The sequence below is a fragment of the Rhodococcus sp. MS13 genome (assembly GCF_013277835.1).
Taxonomy (GTDB): domain Bacteria; phylum Actinomycetota; class Actinomycetes; order Mycobacteriales; family Mycobacteriaceae; genus Rhodococcus_F; species Rhodococcus_F erythropolis.
On record NZ_VBTL01000009.1, the window covers coordinates 492,931 to 509,325 of the forward strand.

General features: G+C 63.8%; 16 protein-coding genes. 10 read left to right on the plus strand and 6 right to left on the minus strand.

Translation table 11 applies throughout. The features are described 5' to 3' along the window. Positions 1 to 4: 4 nt before the first annotated feature. Together FEZ59_RS19745 and FEZ59_RS19750 are read right to left on the minus strand one after the other, a co-directional pair. Entirely contained in the window at positions 5 to 799 is a 795-nt protein-coding gene (locus FEZ59_RS19745) for an FAD:protein FMN transferase (RefSeq protein WP_060939517.1), read from the minus strand. Beyond that, positions 796 to 1,041 (minus strand): hypothetical protein, encoded by a 246-nt coding sequence (locus FEZ59_RS19750; protein ID WP_153211881.1) that lies wholly within the window; start codon positions 1,039 to 1,041, stop codon positions 796 to 798. The genes FEZ59_RS19745 and FEZ59_RS19750 overlap by 4 nt, the downstream gene beginning before the upstream one ends. 205 nt (positions 1,042 to 1,246) lie before the next feature. On the opposite strand from FEZ59_RS19750, the gene FEZ59_RS19755 reads away from it, so the two are divergent. Further along, positions 1,247 to 2,347 carry a C40 family peptidase gene (locus FEZ59_RS19755; RefSeq protein WP_051636488.1) on the plus strand — a complete coding sequence of 367 codons (1,101 nt, stop codon included), beginning with the start codon at positions 1,247 to 1,249 and terminating at the stop codon, positions 2,345 to 2,347. A gap of 86 nt (positions 2,348 to 2,433) precedes the next feature. On the opposite strand, the gene greA is transcribed toward FEZ59_RS19755, so the two are convergent. Then, positions 2,434 to 2,928 carry a transcription elongation factor GreA gene (greA, locus tag FEZ59_RS19760; protein WP_007726385.1) on the minus strand — a complete coding sequence of 165 codons (495 nt, stop codon included), beginning with the start codon at positions 2,926 to 2,928 and terminating at the stop codon, positions 2,434 to 2,436. A 227-nt stretch (positions 2,929 to 3,155) separates the two neighbouring features. Then, on the minus strand, positions 3,156 to 3,581 hold the full coding sequence (locus FEZ59_RS19765; protein WP_021345049.1) for a DUF4307 domain-containing protein: 426 nt from the start codon (positions 3,579 to 3,581) through the stop codon (positions 3,156 to 3,158). Between the two features lie 303 nt (positions 3,582 to 3,884). Between FEZ59_RS19765 and mca the strand changes: the two genes are divergently transcribed. The 3 genes from mca to FEZ59_RS19780 are packed head-to-tail and all read left to right on the plus strand — an operon-like array spanning position 3,885 to position 7,121. Further along, positions 3,885 to 4,763 (plus strand): mycothiol conjugate amidase Mca, encoded by an 879-nt coding sequence (mca, locus tag FEZ59_RS19770; RefSeq protein ID WP_020908526.1) that lies wholly within the window; start codon positions 3,885 to 3,887, stop codon positions 4,761 to 4,763. Continuing rightward, entirely contained in the window at positions 4,760 to 5,074 is a 315-nt protein-coding gene (locus tag FEZ59_RS19775; RefSeq protein WP_007726381.1) for a hypothetical protein, read from the plus strand. The genes mca and FEZ59_RS19775 overlap by 4 nt, the downstream gene beginning before the upstream one ends. 19 nt (positions 5,075 to 5,093) lie before the next feature. Next, positions 5,094 to 7,121 (plus strand): thioredoxin domain-containing protein, encoded by a 2,028-nt coding sequence (locus FEZ59_RS19780; RefSeq protein ID WP_172933069.1) that lies wholly within the window; start codon positions 5,094 to 5,096, stop codon positions 7,119 to 7,121. Here the strand turns inward: FEZ59_RS19780 and FEZ59_RS19785 are convergent. Continuing rightward, complete coding sequence (locus tag FEZ59_RS19785) at positions 7,088 to 7,756, minus strand: hemolysin III family protein (RefSeq protein WP_020970260.1); 669 nt, start codon at positions 7,754 to 7,756, stop codon at positions 7,088 to 7,090. The two genes, FEZ59_RS19780 and FEZ59_RS19785, sit on opposite strands and share 34 nt — an antisense overlap. A 172-nt stretch (positions 7,757 to 7,928) precedes the next feature. Here FEZ59_RS19785 and FEZ59_RS19790 point away from each other — a divergent pair, with 172 nt between their 5' ends. Further along, entirely contained in the window at positions 7,929 to 8,696 is a 768-nt protein-coding gene (locus tag FEZ59_RS19790; RefSeq protein WP_003945211.1) for an isoprenyl transferase, read from the plus strand. 6 nt (positions 8,697 to 8,702) lie between these two features. Here FEZ59_RS19790 and coaA read toward each other — a convergent pair whose 3' ends face one another. Continuing rightward, a complete protein-coding gene (coaA, locus tag FEZ59_RS19795; RefSeq protein WP_003945270.1) occupies positions 8,703 to 9,635 on the minus strand; it encodes a type I pantothenate kinase in 933 nt (310 codons plus the stop codon). Between the two features lie 172 nt (positions 9,636 to 9,807). Between coaA and FEZ59_RS19800 the strand changes: the two genes are divergently transcribed. The 5 genes from FEZ59_RS19800 (at position 9,808) to FEZ59_RS19820 (ending at position 16,360) form a co-directional block, all read left to right on the plus strand. Then, entirely contained in the window at positions 9,808 to 11,004 is a 1,197-nt protein-coding gene (locus tag FEZ59_RS19800; protein ID WP_020970259.1) for a hypothetical protein, read from the plus strand. Between the two features lie 76 nt (positions 11,005 to 11,080). Beyond that, positions 11,081 to 12,388: a serine hydroxymethyltransferase gene (gene glyA / locus FEZ59_RS19805; RefSeq protein ID WP_003945195.1), complete on the plus strand. Its 1,308-nt coding sequence runs from the start codon at positions 11,081 to 11,083 to the stop codon at positions 12,386 to 12,388. Positions 12,389 to 12,540: 152 nt separating this feature from the next. Next, positions 12,541 to 13,974: an amidase family protein gene (locus FEZ59_RS19810; protein WP_019744590.1), complete on the plus strand. Its 1,434-nt coding sequence runs from the start codon at positions 12,541 to 12,543 to the stop codon at positions 13,972 to 13,974. A 26-nt stretch (positions 13,975 to 14,000) separates the two neighbouring features. Next, positions 14,001 to 14,717 (plus strand): LuxR family transcriptional regulator, encoded by a 717-nt coding sequence (locus FEZ59_RS19815; RefSeq protein ID WP_134999181.1) that lies wholly within the window; start codon positions 14,001 to 14,003, stop codon positions 14,715 to 14,717. 275 nt (positions 14,718 to 14,992) lie between these two features. Further along, positions 14,993 to 16,360: a PhoH family protein gene (locus tag FEZ59_RS19820; protein ID WP_003945274.1), complete on the plus strand. Its 1,368-nt coding sequence runs from the start codon at positions 14,993 to 14,995 to the stop codon at positions 16,358 to 16,360. Positions 16,361 to 16,395 lie beyond the last annotated feature (35 nt).

Here is a 16,395-nt window from a genome sequence, read left to right on the forward strand (position 1 = left end):
CGACTTACTCGTCAGGCCAGCCGCCCAGAACCGTTACGCGGTACTCCTGGTCGACCAGCCTGGCGGGTACGTCGAGTTGATGTAGCCAGTCGATGGCCGAACCGCCCATGCCGACCGCAACCCGACTGAATGCGGCGGCCTGGGCGCAGGAAGATGCAATCACCGACACCGTGCGCCACATCGGCGTCGCCGTCGATTCGCGGTGCAGTGGTTTGACGGTGCTGGCCGTGGCGATCCCGCAGTCGGAAGGAAGCGCTACCTGGCACGTCGGGTCGCCGGGCAGGTCTTGAACCTGAATCTGCCAGCCGTCTTCCGGCGCCGGGCCGGCAACCGCGATGTCCCCGCCGAGGCCGACCAGTACTCCGCACCCGAGAAGCGTGGCGGTCGATGCCGCGCAGTGGTCCGCTGAACTGGCGCGGGCCGTCGCGGACAGATCGAGAACGACGTCGTCCGGGCTGTACACGCGGTTGTTCTCGACGCGGATCTTCCACCAGGAGTGAGGGTCTGCCGACCCGGCCGTCGGCGTGAGTTTGCCGTCGGTCAGTCGTGCGACGGCCAACGCGTCTTCGAGGAAGTGCGCGAACATCGGAGTCACGGCGACGCCGTCGACGTTGCTCGCGGCGCTGACATAGGTACGAATCTCGGAGTCGGCACGATCTCGATTGGTGGCAGCGTCGGCAGCGGTGAGGTATCCGCGAACCAGGCTGGCCGCGGAGGGAAGGACATCAGGGTCGGTGACGACAACCCGGGCCTGCACACCCCACGTGAGCCACTCGGAGGCCGAGCGCGGAGTGCTCACGAACCGTTGGAGACGGCGTCCGGGGTTCCGAATCCGGCGACCACGACGGGCCGCTTCGCTACGGGATTCTTGGTGTGAGAAGCCGAGGTGTCCGGCGCGAGTGCCGTGGCAGTGGGAGAAGAAACGAGTGAAAGTCCGCCGCTTGCGAGCGCTCCCGCCACAGCCGTGGCTGCGAGGGCGAGGCGAACGGGTCGATACACCGTAGTGCGTCCCCGGGCGGGTCGTGGCCGATCGTCGCTCATGCACTCAGCTTGCACGCCGAACCTGAGAAAAGCCTTGGTGTCTGTAGTCATTTGCGTAACGCCCACCGAGATAAATGAGACATTGGTTACAGGAGTCGCGAGACTGAGCCGTGTCGAATGCATGTTCGAAAGGGTAGATGTTCGCACCGACAAGTTTCGGGTACGACCACGTACGTAGATTTTCAGAGGTTTATCGGAGGTTCGGATGGCAGTCGGTGTCCTGGCGATCGCTGTGTCGATCGGCACCGCACTGGGCGTGATGAGTGGAACTCTCGGAGCGCCCGCACAAGTCGAGAAGAACGAGTCTTCGAATGCTGCAGTCTCACTTGCAGCCTGGAACGGACCGGCACGAACTCAGGACACACCTGAGGGAATCGTGCCTTCCGTACCCTCCAACTTTCCGGGAGCGACATTGGCGCCCGTTGGAGCGGTGGCGGTGTTCGCGCCGTGGATCAAGAAGGCCGGTGCTCTGTGCTCGGAGATCACGCCCGCGGTGATCGCTTCGCTGTACTCGGTCGAGAACGGATTCAAGTACGGACCCGATACCGACATCTCACCGGAAGGTGGGCGCGGGCCTGGCCGCTTCACCACCGCAGCGTGGACGGCATACGGCAAGGACGGTGACGGCGACGGAAAGATGGACATCCTGGGCGTTGCCGATCCGGTGATGACAACCGGATACCGGTTGTGCGATCTCGTGAAGCAAGCGCAGTCCTGGCAGAAGTCCGGTGAGGTCGAGGGCGATACCGTCGACCTCGCGCTCGCTGCCTACGACGTCGGGCCGGACGCAGTTCGCGAAGCGGGCGGCGTCCCCGCCGACAAGGCGGGCGAGGTTCCCGCGGAGCAGGCGGTCGCCGCTCCGTTTGTCGCACAGATCAAATCGTTGCAGGACTCGTTCGCTCTGATGCTCGCACCCTTCGACTACAACAACCTCGCCGCTGCCGTTGGCGGCGTCGTCGAGGCCGGTCTGAAGTTTCTCGGATTGCCGTACGTGTGGGGCGGCGGAAACATCAACGGGCCCTCGATGGGCGGGTTCGACTGCTCGGGTCTGACGTCGTACGCGATCCACGCGGCCACCGGAGTGACTCTGCCCCGGACCTCGGAGACACAGTGGGGCGTCGGCGTCGAGGTCCCGCTGGATCAGGCGCAGCCCGGTGACCTGTTGTTCGGCAACTGGCAGGCAGGCGGTCCCGGCCACGTGGCGATCTATGTCGGGAACGGACAGATGCTTCACGCACCCACATTCGGTGACGTGGTGAAGGTCGGCCCGATCTTCGCAGGCATGAAGGCTCGCCGCGTGGTGTGAGTGGGCCGGAACTGCAACGCCGACAGAGCAAGAAGCGCCACCCGACCGAGTCGGGTGGCGCTTCTTTTCAGAGCTGGTACAGCCGATCAGCTGTGGTAAGGCTCCGCGCTCAGCAGGGTGACCTTCATGGTGCTGCCGTTGGGCAGGTTGTACTCACGCGTGTCGCCGACCTTGGCTTCGAGCAGCGCGCCGCCCAGCGGTGAGTTCGGGGAGTAGACCTCGAGCTTGGCGTCACGTGCGCCTTCTTCGCGGGTAGCGATGAGGAACGTCTCGGTGTCACTCTCGTCGCCGTCGTAGTAGACCTTGACTACGGATCCGGGCAGTGCAACACCGGACTGAGTGGGGGCCTCGCCGACCTTTGCGCTGTTCAGCAGCTCCTGGAGCTGGCGAATGCGGGCTTCCTGCTGACCCTGCTCTTCGCGGGCAGCGTGGTAGCCGCCGTTCTCTTTCAGGTCACCCTCTTCGCGACGCTCGTTGATCTCGGCGGCGATGACCGGGCGATTGGCGATGAGCTGGTCGAGTTCGTTCTTGAGCCTGTCATGTGATTCCTGGGTAAGCCAGGTCACCTGGGTCTCGGTCATCTCGATCACTCCCTAGTAGTCGGAGCCGGGGGCTCCCTCGACGATCGCTGCAACAGCAGCGAACAACGACTCGGAAGCACCACCAGGGATGCAACCTTGCCGTCAAACCTTGCGTCAATGCAGCAATACACGGTTCCACCCGGAACCGTGTATCGGGCAATTCTATCACGCATGACTACCCGCCCTGTCCGGCGCCAAACGTCCGGCAGGGTGGATGCGTTCCGAGGTCAGCTCTTGGTCAGGTACTCCGGAACGTCGAAGCTACAGCCGTAGACGTCGGCCATGCCTGGCGGCTGGGACGTCTTGACCTCGGTGTTGAACTCGAGGGTCTGATGCTCGGAGGACGGGACGTAGACCTCACGTCGTCCGGTTTCGGATCCGTCCTTCGAGCGAGCGCGCACGATGCACATCGCGTCACGTGACGAGTCGTCGCGTGTGACGGTGAAGCGAATCTTCACCGTGGAGTCGTTGGCGATGTCGAACGAGATGGTCTCGGTCTCGATTTCCTTGACCGCAAATTTTCCGTACGCGTAGTACGCGATTCCGCCGCCTACCACGATGACGAGTGCGGTCAGAGCCCACACCATCCACTTGCGGGGACTGCTCGTGCGAGTTGTGCTCGGGTACCGATCTTGGGGAAGCGGTTTGCTCATCACTCTGCTCTCGAAGACTCGAGTTCACGTGTCGTGCAGCAACTGACTGTGTCCCGCCGAATTACCGAAGGGGTCACGGCTGCGCCAGGAACTCTCGGGTGGAACTATAGAGGACGTGTCCCGTCGCGCCGTCGGTAGGTTTGTCGGCAGTCGGTACGTTTGACGGCAACCACCCGGAGTAATCCGAGCGGTGCACAGCGTGTGACTCGAAGACTGCCGGTGACGGCTACAGGTGAACTGCCGGTGACGGCTACAAGTGAACTGCCGGCAACGGCTACAGGTGAAGTTGAGGTGAACGAACACGTGAGCGGATTCCGGCTCATGGCCGTCCATGCCCATCCCGACGACGAGTCGAGCAAGGGTGCGGCCACCACCGCCCGTTATGCAGCCGAAGGCCACGAAGTGATGGTCCTGACGCTCACCGGGGGTGAGCGTGGCGACATTCTCAACCCGGCCATGGACGTTCCCGGTGTCCGCGATCGAATCAGCGAAGTTCGCCAGGAGGAGATGGCCGAGGCCGCTCGCATCTTGGGCGTGAAACAGCGCTGGCTCGGTTTCGTCGATTCCGGGCTCCCTGAGGGTGATCCTCTTCCTCCGCTGCCCGAAGGGTGCTTCGCCCTCGTTCCGCTCGAAGAGTCGACGCGCGCTCTGGTCAAGGTGATTCGCGAGTTCCGTCCCCACGTCGTCACGACGTACGACGAGAACGGCGGATACCCGCACCCGGATCACATCCGGTGCCACGAGGTGTCGATGGCTGCCTACGAGGCCGCTGCCGATCCCGAGTACTTCCCCGAGGACGGTCAGCCGTGGGAAATCAAGAAGGTCTACTACTCGCACGGATTCATCCGTAAGCGCCTCGAACTCTTCCAGGAGGAGTACGAGCGTCGCGGTGAGCCGTTCCCGATGGCGGACTGGCTCAAGAAGTGGAAGACCGAGCGCGGCGACATGATGGTCCGGGTGACCACTCAGGTCACGTGCGGCGACTACTTTCCCCAGCGCGACGACGCTCTGCGTGCGCACGCGACGCAGATCGATCCCAACGGTTCGTTCTTCGCTGTGCCGCTCGATATTCAGCAGAAGATCTGGCCCACCGAGGAATTCGAGCTCGCCAAGACGCGGGTCACCACGTCCATTCCGGAAACCGACCTGTTCGCAGGTCTCGAAGAGGACGCTCAGAAGTGAATGCTCTGTCCGCCGAGGTAGTTCTCGGCACCACACAATTTCTTGCTCAGACCCCGAGTAACCCATCCGGTCCGGAGTTCGGAAAGTCGTCTCCGGTCGGCCTGCTGGTGATTCTTGCGCTGCTCATCGGTGTGATCCTCTTGGTTCGGTCGATGAATCGCCAGCTCAAGAAGCTGCCGGAAACGTTCGAACCGGATCATCCCGAACTCGATCAGCAGGCAGACGAAGGCACCGACCGGGGAGCGATCACAGCTCCGAGCCCGGCGGAACCGAACGTCTCTACCGAGAAGAAGCCGAAGCAAGAATCCTGAGACAAACGAGGTAGCGACGATGGACCCACGGCTGCGGAACAACCTGGGTGGGTCCTCGAGCCCCTACCTGCGTCAGCACGCCGACAATCCGGTCCACTGGCAACAGTGGGGTGAAGAGGCGATGGACTGGGCGCGCGAGCGCAACGTGCCGATCCTTCTCTCGATCGGATACTCGGCGTGCCACTGGTGCCACGTCATGGCGCACGAGTCGTTCGAGAACGACGAGATCGCGGCCGTCATGAACGCGAACTTCGTCTGTGTGAAGGTGGACCGCGAAGAACGTCCCGACATCGACGCCGTCTACATGAATGCGACGGTCGCGATGACCGGTCAGGGCGGCTGGCCCATGACCTGTTTTCTGACTCCCGACGGTTCACCGTTCTACTGCGGCACGTACTACCCGCCGACGCCTCGCGGCGGAATGCCGTCGTTCACACAGCTTCTCGAAGCGATAGCCGACACCTTCACGAATCGGCGCGACGAGGTCGACAACGCGGCACAGTCGATCGTCACGGAACTTCAGCGCGCGTCTGGCGGAATTCCGTACGGCGGAGCGCCTATCGACGCCGAGCTGCTGAACGCGGCGGGTCGATCGATCCTCGGTGACGAGGACATCCCGCGCGGGGGATTCGGTGGGGCACCGAAGTTTCCACCGTCGGCACTACTGGAGGGGCTGCTCCGACAGTTCGAGCGAACGGGTGCGGGCGAGATCCTCGGCGGCATCGAGCGCACCGCCGAAGCAATGGCACGCGGCGGTATCTACGACCAGTTGGGCGGGGGGTTCTCGCGCTACTCGGTCGATGCCGAGTGGGTGGTTCCGCACTTCGAGAAGATGCTCTACGACAATGCGTTGCTCCTGCGGTTCTACGCGCACTGGGCGCGGCGAACCGGATCGGACCTGGCCACCCGCGTCGCCAGTGAGACCGCAGGGTTTTTGCTCTCCGATTTGCTGACCGAGAACGGTTGCTTCGCTTCGGCTCTCGATGCCGACACCGACGGCGTCGAAGGCCTCACGTACGTATGGACGCCGACGCAGCTGGTCGAGGTACTCGGTGCGGAGGACGCGCAGTGGGCGGCGGACTTGTTCCGGGTCACCGATACCGGAACCTTCGAAGAGGGTGCGTCGGTATTGCAATTGCTCCGTGACCCCGACGACTGGTCGCGCTGGCAGAAGGTCTCCGACGCTCTACGCGCCGCCCGGGCTCAGCGTCCACAGCCTGGCCGCGACGACAAAGTGGTGACGGCCTGGAACGGGTTGACCGTCACGGCTTTGGCGGAAGCGGGACTTGCCCTGGATCGACCCGACTGGATCGCGGCGGCGGCCGAGTGCGCTGGCGCTCTTCTCGACCTTCACCTGGTGGACGGTCATTTGCGTCGGGCTTCCCTCGGCGGGGCTGTCGGCACCCCGACGGCAGTGCTCGAGGATTACGCAATGTTGGCCACCGGCCTCCTGGCTCTCTACCAGGCAACGGGATTCGCGCGGTGGCTCGATGCGGCGCAGCAGTTGCTCGACGTCACGCTCGACCACTTCGCCGATCCGGCCGAGCCGGGAAGCTGGTTCGACACGGCCGATTTCGCGGAGTCCCTCGTCACACGGCCCCGAGACCCGTTGGACGGCGCGACGCCGTCCGGTGCGTCGAGCGTCGCGGAGGCTCTGTTGACCGCGGCGGCGTTGACCGATGCCGGTCGATCCTCTCGTTACGCCCAGGCCGCGGCGGACGCGTTGGCGAGGGCCACGCTGCCGCTCGAGCGTGCGCCCCGGTCGGCGGGACACTGGCTCACAGTGGCGGAAGCGTCGTTGCGTGGTCCGATACAGGTGGCCGTCGTCGGGGAAGGTTCGCTGTTGGCCGATGCCCGCCGGCTTGCCCCGGGTGGTGCAGTAGTTGTCGGCGGAGCGCCGGATTCTTCACCGCTGCTTGCAGATCGCCCCCTTGTCGACGACGGTGAAGCCGCGTACATCTGTCGGGGATTCGTGTGTGATCGGCCGGTGACGACGGTGGTGGAACTGGCGAATCAGTTGAACACGACGAGCCATACCGCGATGTAGTGGCAGATCGCTGCAATGACAGTGGCAGCGTGGAAGAACTCGTGATGCCCGAACGTCGTCGGCCACGGGTTGGGCCATTTTGTCGCGTACAGAATTGCGCCGACGCTGTAGAAGATTCCGCCGACGAGCAGCAGCACCATCGGCGCCACACCGACCTGGTGTGTCAGTTCACCGACCACAGGAACGATCGCCCAGCCGAGGAGAAGGTAGAGCGGTACCCCTACCCATTTCGGTGCGGTGGGCCAGAGCATCTTGAGGGCAACGCCGGCCAGTGCACCTGCCCACACGATCGCAAGAATGATCTTGCCGGTGTGGGTGGGTAGGCCGAGCATGGCGAACGGTGTGTAGCTGCCGGCGATGAAGAGAAAGATCATCGAATGGTCAGCACGCTTCATCCACGTACGGCCCTTGACGGTCTGCCACTGGATGCGGTGATACGTCGCGCTGATGCCGAAGAGGCCGCAGATCGTGATGCTGTAGATCGCGGTTGCCCAAGCCGCCTTGGCGCCCACCTGAGCGCCGGCTACGGAGACGAGAACAATGCCCGCGACGACGGAGACACCGAGCGCCCACAGATGGATCCAACCGCGCATGCGTGGTTTGACCGGAAGCTCGTCGAGCCCGAATGCCGTCATGTGCAACCCCTCTCGTTCCATGCTGTTGCGAACTGCGTAACCTACGGTACCGTAGGTTACGCACCAGTAGCATAACCTACCTGCGGGTTTTCGACGCGTACAAAAAGCGTGACGGCGCTCGCATGTGGCTGTCACTGCCGGGCGTAGTCTTTGACACCATGGTGATGTCACGGTGAATCTGCGCGGACTGCTGTACAGCATCTACGAGCGACGGCTCCTCAGTCATCTCGACGGTCTCGCGCACCCACGGCACGTAGCCGTGATGTGTGACGGAAACCGGCGATGGGCTCGCGAGAACGGCTTCACCGATGTCAGTCACGGGCACCGCATGGGCGCGCTCAAAATTGCCGAATTGCTCGAGTGGTGCGACGCCGCCGGAATCGAGATGGCAACCATCTACCTGCTCTCGACCGAGAACCTGCGCCGCGAGCCGGAAGAGCTCGACACCCTCCTCGAAATCATCACCGACGTCGTCGAAGAGATCTCCGGGCCCGGCAAGAACTGGAGTGTGCAGATCGTCGGTGCTCTCGATCTTCTGCCCCCCGAGCAGTCCAGGCGCTTGCGGGAAGCGGCGGCGGGGACCAGTGGCCGAACCGGGACACATGTCAACGTCGCGATCGGATACGGCGGACGTCAGGAGATCGCCGACGCCGTCCAATCGCTCCTGCGTGACAAGATCGGTGCGGGTCTCAGCGGAGACGAACTGATCCAGGCCGTCACGGTCGACGGCATCGACGGTCATCTGTACACGTCGGGACAGCCCGATCCGGATCTGGTGATCCGCACCTCCGGCGAGCAGCGGCTCTCCGGATTCCTGTTGTGGCAGAGCGCTTATTCCGAGATCTGGTTCACCGAGGCGTACTGGCCCGAGTTCCGTCGAGTCGACTTTCTTCGAGCCTTGCGTGACTACGCGGCGCGGCACCGCCGGTTCGGCGCCTGAGCCGGCTCAGAGCTTGCGCAGTCGGAGCCGGTTGATCGTGTGATCGGCGTCCTTGCGCAGCACCAGGGTTGCGCGGGGGCGGGTGGGGAGAATGTTCTCCACCAGGTTCGGGTGATTGATCGAGTTCCAGATTTCCTTCGCCGCGATAGTCGCGTCACGGTCGGAGAGGCCGGAGTAGTGGTGAAAGTGAGCGTTCGGATCGGCGAACGACGTGTTGCGTAGCGCGAGGAACCGCTGGATGTACCAGGCTTCGATGTCCTCGATGCGGGCGTCGACGTAGATCGAGAAGTCGAACAGATCGGAAACCATCAGACGCGGGCCGGTCTGCAGGACGTTGAGGCCCTCGATGATGAGGATGTCAGGCTGGCGGATCAGGTGGTACTGGCCCGGGATGATGTCGTACGACGTATGCGAATAGACCGGCGCCGCTACCTCTTCCGCCCCGGACTTGACTTCGGTGACGAAGCGCAACAGCTTGCGGCGATCGTAGCTTTCGGGAAAACCCTTGCGGTGCATGATGCCCCGACGCTGGAGTTCCCTGGTCGGATAGAGGAATCCGTCCGTGGTGACGAGGTCGACGCGTGGATGGTGGTCCCAGCGGGCCAGGAGAGCTTGCAGCACACGAGCAGTCGTGGATTTTCCGACCGCGACCGAACCGGCGACACCGATGACGAAGGGCACCTGACGATCGGGATGCTTCTCACCGAGGAACGTCGCGGTGGCCGCGAACAGCCGTTGGCGTGCCGCCACCTGCAGGTGGATCAGACGTGCGAGGGGGAGATAAACCTCGGCAACTTCTTCGAGATCGATCTGCTCGCCGAGACCACGCAGGCCGTACAACTCGTCCTCGGTCAACACCAGCGGCGTCGACTTACGCAGTGTCCGCCACTGCTTGCGGTCGAACTCGACGTAGGGACTCGATTCGTTGGTGCGCGCCATCAGCCCAGCTCACCGGCATGTAGTGAACCCGGGGCCCGGCGGACGAAACAGCTATGCGAGCAAGCCAGGCGCGTGTGCGCACGATCCGAGTGCATAGTCGGATTGTGCTCGGTGCCACGTCCGGGACTTTCGCCGGGTGGCATTCCGGAGCGAGCGGCTAGGCTCGGTCGTTATGGATCCAGACACACTTGTTCGCCAATATCTGCTGCTCGGACTGGGTTTCGACCGTCTCGAAGACGGGTTCGTCGACGCGTTCACCGGTGACCCCGCGCTGCGTAAGCAGATCGAGAGCGCCCCGAAGCCCGATCCGCGTGAACTTGCCCGCACGGCACGTGAATTGCGGGGCGAGCTGGCCGGAAGTGGTCTGAATGCCGAGCGCGCTCACTTCATCGACGTTCACCTTCGCGCGCTGGAATGCTCCGGGCGCAAGTTCGCGGGTGAGGACATCGGCTTCGTGGACGAGGTGGAGGCGTACTTCGACGTACGAATCGAAAAGGGAAACGAGGACGCCTACAGCGACGCTCACCGGTTGATGGGTGAAGTTCTGCCCGGTCCGGGACCGCTGGCGCAGCGAGTGCAGGCGCATCGCAAGGCCGACGAGATCCCCGCGGCGAGACTGAACGAGTGCGTCGAGGCAATGTCGAGTGCGCTGCGCGATCTGGTCCGCGGCACGTTCGGGCTTCCGGCGTCGGAAACCGTCGAATACGAAGTGGTGGGGGACAAGCCGTGGTCCGGCTTCAACTACTACCTTGGTGACTACCGCTCCAAGGTTGCGATCAATTCGGATCTGCCGCAGTTCATGGCCAACCTGCCGCGGCTGATCGCGCACGAGTCCTACCCCGGCCATCACACCGAGCATTGCCGTAAGGAAGCCGGTCTGGTCGGTTCGGGTCAGCTCGAGCAGACACTGTTCCTGGTCAACACGCCGCAGTGCATCATGGCCGAAGGCCTCGCAGATCTGGCGCTGGAAGCGATCGTCGGTCCGGAGTGGGGCTTGTGGGCGCAGGACATCTACGCCGATCTCGGCTTGTCTTTCGACGGGGAAAAGGCGCAACGGCTCTCCGCCGCGTCGGGGCAACTGCTGAGTGTTCGTCAGGATGCCGCTCTGATGTTGCACGACGAGGGGCGCAGCCTCGACGACGTGGCGCTGTTCCTCGAACGGTGGTCGCTGTCGACGCCGGAACGCGCTCGCCAATCGCTCAAGTTCCTGTCTTCGCCGCTGTGGCGGGCGTACACCAGCACGTATGTCGAGGGATACCGGCTGCTCGGGGGCTGGCTGGACGAGGTGCCGGTGGGCGCAGAGCGCACCGAACGCTTCCGCAGGCTGCTCGACGAGCCGCTGGTCCCCAGCTCTCTGCGTGCTGCCTAGTGCCGGGTGGAGACGGCGGGAGCGAACTTCGTAGACTGGACGCATTCGTTTCCGCATCCAGCTTGGAGATTCCTCGATGACCGCTGTGCCCGGCTCCGACGTCAACTCTGCATCACTCGCCGAACTCGACCCCGAAGTCGCCGAGGCGATGGCTGGTGAATTGGCTCGTCAGCGCGACACGCTCGAGATGATCGCGTCGGAGAACTTCGTTCCCCGCTCGGTTCTGCAGGCTCAGGGCAGCGTCCTGACCAACAAGTACGCCGAGGGCTACCCGGGACGTCGTTACTACGGCGGTTGCGAGCACGTCGACGTCATCGAGGATCTGGCGCGCAACCGTGCGAAGGAACTCTTCGGTGCAGAGTTCGCGAATGTTCAGCCGCACTCGGGCGCACAGGCCAACGCTGCTGTTCTGATGGCACTGATGAACCCGGGTGAGAAGCTGCTCGGCCTCGACCTTGCACACGGTGGTCACCTCACGCACGGCATGAAGCTGAACTTCTCCGGCAAGTTGTACGACGTCGCGTCCTACGGCGTCAGCAAGGAAGATCACCGCATCGACATGGACGAGGTGCGCTCGATCGCCCTCGCCGAGAAGCCGAAGGTCATCGTTGCCGGTTGGTCCGCGTACCCGCGTCAGCAGGACTTCGCGGCGTTCCGTGCGATCGCCGACGAGGTCGGGGCGTACCTGTGGGTGGACATGGCTCACTTCGCCGGACTGGTTGCCGCAGGCCTGCACCCGTCGCCCGTCCCGTACGCGGATGTCGTCTCCTCGACCGTCCACAAGACACTCGGTGGACCGCGTTCCGGCCTGATCCTGGCGAAGAAGGAGTGGGCCAAGAAGCTCAACTCCGCTGTCTTCCCGGGTCAGCAGGGTGGACCGCTCATGCACGCCATCGCGGCCAAGGCAGTCACCTTCAAGATCGCTGCCGGTGAAGAGTTCAAGGATCGTCAGGCACGCACCCTTTCCGGTGCGCGCATCCTTGCCGAGCGTCTGGGCAACAAGGACGTCGCAGACCAGGGCATCAGTGTCCTGACCGGCGGCACAGACGTCCACCTCGTTCTCGTGGACCTGCGTAACTCGCAGCTCGACGGCCAGCAGGGTGAGGACCTTCTGCACGAAATCGGCATCACGGTCAACCGCAACGCTGTTCCGTTCGATCCCCGCCCGCCGATGACCACCTCCGGTCTGCGTATCGGTACCGCAGCGTTGGCCACCCGCGGATTCGGCGATGCCGAGTTCACCGAGGTCGCCGACATCATCGGTACCGCTCTGGCCGGCAACGCGGATCTGCCGGCGCTGCGTGCGCGCGTCGCCAAGCTCGCCCTCGACCTTCCGCTGTACGACGGTCTCGAGAACTGGGGCCTGCTCAGCAAGAACGTCTAGGTATTCCTTCACCGACGGCCCGGTCCCTTTCGAGGGGCCGGGCCGCTGGTTTTTTGCCAGTCGCGGATTGTGGCATCGGTCACATGACCGATGGTGGCCGAGTTCGGCGCTTCCTAGCCTGAGAGCATCACCCCTCCGGCGAAGGAAACCCCATGACCGAACAGAATCTGCATTGGCTCTCCGCTACCGAGATGGCGGCGTCGGTCGCGTCGAACAGTCTCTCGCCCAACGAGATTGCCGAAGCGATGATCCAGCGCGTCGACGCCGTCAATCCGTCGATCAACGCGATAGTGCAGTTCGATCGCGAGCAGGTCACGCGCGACGCGGCCGAACTCTCACGGCAACAGGAATCGGGCGAGAAACTCGGCCCGCTGCACGGCGTTCCATTCACGATCAAAGATCTGACGGCAGTCGACGGGCTGCCGACCACGTTCGGGATGAAGCCGATGGCCGACAACATCGCGACGGGAAATGCCGTCGTCGTGGACAGGCTGCGCGGCGCCGGCGGACTGTTCCTGGGAAAGACGAACACTCCCGAAAGCGGTTACTACGGTGGCACGGACAACCACCTGTACGGGCCGACGCACAACCCGTGGAAGCTCGGCAACAGCGCGGGCGGGTCCAGTGGCGGTGCGTCGGCTGCTGTGGCTGCAGGCCTCGGGCCACTGGCCGAGGGCAGTGACGGCGCCGGATCGGTGCGTATCCCGTCGGCGCTCTGCGGGGTCGTCGGGCTCAAACCGACCACCGGCGTCATTCCGCAGACCATTCTGGCCGGGCGGTTCTACAACTGGGCGTACCACGGTCCGATCACCAGGACCGTCGCCGACAACGCGCTCATGCTCGACATCATGGCCGGGCCGGACAATGCGGATCCGCTCTCGATCGAGCGTGCGGAGACCTCGTACGTCGAAGCGGCGAAGGGTGACGTGAAGGGGCTTCGCGTCGCGTGGTCGACGAATCTCGGCCTCGGCCATGTTGATCCGGAGGTGCTGGCAGTGTGCCTCGACGCGCTGGCGGCATTCGAGGAATTGGGTGCCCAGATCACCGAGGCGACCCCGCAGTGGGGAAATCCGTCGGAGTCGATGTGGAACGGCATCTGGGTTCCCGGTTTCGCTTCCGAATACGACTTGCTCGACTGGGAGAACCAGCGCGGCGAGGTCGACGACAACCTGATCGAGATCATGCACGAGGCCGAGCGGCTCACCGGTGTCGACGTCGGGCGGGCCGACGCATTCCGCGGCGTCATGTGGGACACGTGGACCACGTTCATGAACGACTACGACGTGTTGGTCTCGCCGACCTTGGCTTCGGCCACGTTCCCGCTCAGTCAGTTCGCGCCGTCGTGGCTCGAAGGTGCGTCGTTGCGTGAGCAGTTGCTCGATTGGCTCTTCACCTACCCGTACAACATGCTCAACAACCCCGCGATCACCGTGCCAGCTGGATTCACCGCCGACGGTCGACCGGTGGGGCTGCAGATCGCCGCACGCCACCGCCAGGACGCACTGGTTCTGCGGACTGCCGCGAACTTCGAAGCGGTGCGTCCGTGGGCGGACAGGAAGCCGGCCGATTCACTGGTGGTGGCCTAGCTCACACGATTGGCTAGATTGGTGTGATGACGCCTGTACTGCCTGATCGCGGCGCTGGACCTGACATGTTCGCGCCGCGATCGCCGGCGGCCGGGGCATACGGCATTCTCGGCCTGTGCGCCGAAGAACTCCGCGCACGTGGACTCGCGTACTCGGCTGCGGCGGTCACGTACCGGGACCCGTCGAGCGGACGGCATCGGGCTCTGGCGAGTTCCGGATACGACGCCAGGGTGCTCGAGTTCCTGCTCGACGACTTCGTCGCCGATCGCAATCTCTTCGGCATCATTCGCGAGGCTTCGGGCGTGCCGGTGTTCTGGCAGGACGTGCCACGATTCGAGCAGGTCGAGATGGTTACCGATGTTCTGCGGCCGTCCGGGTACGCCGAGGGCGCGTCGGTCGCACTGGGGTTCTCCGGCCGTGAGGTGACCGGATTGCTGCACATGAGCTTCGCGGATTCCGGCGTCGTCGATCGCGTGCGCGAGGTGGTGGCGGCGTCCAGCGCGGCCTGCTCGCGCGTCGTGGGGGACCAGGTGGCGCTCGATCGTGTCCATCTGAGCCCACGGGAGATCCAAGTACTGCAATTGGTGGCCAGGGGCGCGGGCAATGTCGAGATCGCCGAGGAGTTGTTCGTCAGCCGTCGCACCGTCGCCACCCACCTCGAGAACATCTTCGTCAAGACCGGAACCAATTCGCGGGTTCAGGCAGCGGTGCGCGCCGCGAAGTGGGGTCTGATCGAGTCCTGAGTGACGCTGAATCACACGAGTGGCATTTTGTTACCTGGCGTTCACCAGATGTGCGGCTCGTTCCGTGGCGCGAGTGTCCGATCCGCAGTACCGTCGGCAGTAACGAGTAACCAGAAGTTACTTGTGCGGGAGGTTCTGATCGTGACTGAAACACTCAGTACGAGAGGGCCGGCGCCCGGCCCTTGTTTCAGCTGACACAGCGTCACCTGACACCAGAGCCGTCCGGCCCAGCGAGCTGAGTTTGCGCGGGTGCCGCGCAGACCTAGGAGCCCAACGTGACTGCATCACGCTCCGTCTCTGCCCACTCGGCCCGGGCTGATCTATCAGCCGGGAATCATTCGGGAGATGCACTTCGCACGTACGTCTTGGATACCTCGGTACTACTGTCCGATCCATGGGCTGTCACTCGATTCGCCGAACACCACGTGGTACTGCCACTGGTCGTGATCAGCGAACTCGAAGGCAAGCGACACCACCACGAACTGGGATGGTTCGCCCGAGAATCGCTCCGCATGCTCGACGATCTCCGGATCGAATACAGCCGCCTCGACCGTCCGGTACCGATCGGCACCGAGAACGGGACACTGCAGGTCGAACTCAATCACACCGACCCTGCGGTCCTACCCGTCGGATTCCGCACGGACAGTAACGATTCGAGGATTCTGGCGTGCGCGCTGAACCTCGCGGCGGAGGGCAAGGACGTAGTCCTCGTCAGTAAGGACATACCGCTTCGTGTGAAGGCAGGCGCGGTGGGACTACCTGCCGACGAGTACCACGCTCACGACGTCGTGCCATCCGGATGGACGGGCATGACCGAGCTGGACGTCGCCTCGACGGACATCGACGAGCTGTTCAACGAGGGTTTCCTGGACCTTGACGAAGCACGAGATCTGCCGTGTCACACGGGTCTTCGTCTGCTCGGTGGCTCGTCGAGCGCCCTCGGTCGGGTGACTCCCGACAAGCGCATTCAGTTGGTGCGCGGTGAGCGTGAGGCGTTCGGGCTGCACGGCCGCTCCGCCGAGCAGCGCATTGCGCTCGATCTCCTCATGGATGAGAGCATCGGCATCATCTCTCTCGGCGGCAAGGCAGGCACCGGTAAGTCGGCCTTGGCTCTGACGGCAGGTTTGGAAGCCGTTCTCGAGCGCCGCACCCAGCGCAAGGTTGTCGTCTTCCGTCCGCTGTATGCCGTTGGCGGACAAGAACTCGGCTACCTTCCCGGTAGTGAGAGCGAGAAGATGGGCCCGTGGGCTCAGGCCGTTTTCGACACTCTCGACGGGTTGGCTTCGCCAGAGGTTCTCGAAGAGGTTCTCGCCCGCGGAATGCTGGAAGTGCTGCCGCTGACGCACATTCGCGGTCGGTCGCTGCACGATTCGTTCGTGATCGTCGACGAAGCGCAGTCACTCGAACGAAATGTTCTGCTGACAGTGCTTTCTCGTCTGGGAACCGGCTCGCGGGTGGTTCTCACGCACGACGTCGCGCAGCGTGACAACCTGCGTGTGGGCAGGCACGACGGAGTTGCGGCCGTCATCGAGAAGCTCAAGGGGCACCCGCTTTTTGCGCACATCACACTCACGCGCAGTGAGCGGTCGCCGATCGCCGAGTTGGTGACCGACATGCTCGAGGAGTTCGGCCCTACTTCCTGAGAAGCGATCTCCCCGTGCGGACTTCGGTCTGCACG

Excerpts from the sequence above, each read along its gene's own strand:
- FEZ59_RS19750 (WP_153211881.1), bottom strand. The coding sequence starts at position 1,041 with ATGAGCGACGATCGGCCACGACCCGCCCGGGGACGCACTACGGTGTAT.
- FEZ59_RS19755 (WP_051636488.1), top strand. The coding sequence starts at position 1,247 with ATGGCAGTCGGTGTCCTGGCGATCGCTGTGTCGATCGGCACCGCACTG.
- greA (WP_007726385.1), bottom strand. The coding sequence starts at position 2,928 with ATGACCGAGACCCAGGTGACCTGGCTTACCCAGGAATCACATGACAGG.
- FEZ59_RS19765 (WP_021345049.1), bottom strand. The coding sequence starts at position 3,581 with ATGAGCAAACCGCTTCCCCAAGATCGGTACCCGAGCACAACTCGCACG.
- FEZ59_RS19780 (WP_172933069.1), top strand. The coding sequence starts at position 5,094 with ATGGACCCACGGCTGCGGAACAACCTGGGTGGGTCCTCGAGCCCCTAC.
- FEZ59_RS19785 (WP_020970260.1), bottom strand. The coding sequence starts at position 7,756 with ATGACGGCATTCGGGCTCGACGAGCTTCCGGTCAAACCACGCATGCGC.
- coaA (WP_003945270.1), bottom strand. The coding sequence starts at position 9,635 with ATGGCGCGCACCAACGAATCGAGTCCCTACGTCGAGTTCGACCGCAAG.
- FEZ59_RS19800 (WP_020970259.1), top strand. The coding sequence starts at position 9,808 with ATGGATCCAGACACACTTGTTCGCCAATATCTGCTGCTCGGACTGGGT.
- glyA (WP_003945195.1), top strand. The coding sequence starts at position 11,081 with ATGACCGCTGTGCCCGGCTCCGACGTCAACTCTGCATCACTCGCCGAA.
- FEZ59_RS19810 (WP_019744590.1), top strand. The coding sequence starts at position 12,541 with ATGACCGAACAGAATCTGCATTGGCTCTCCGCTACCGAGATGGCGGCG.
- FEZ59_RS19815 (WP_134999181.1), top strand. The coding sequence starts at position 14,001 with ATGACGCCTGTACTGCCTGATCGCGGCGCTGGACCTGACATGTTCGCG.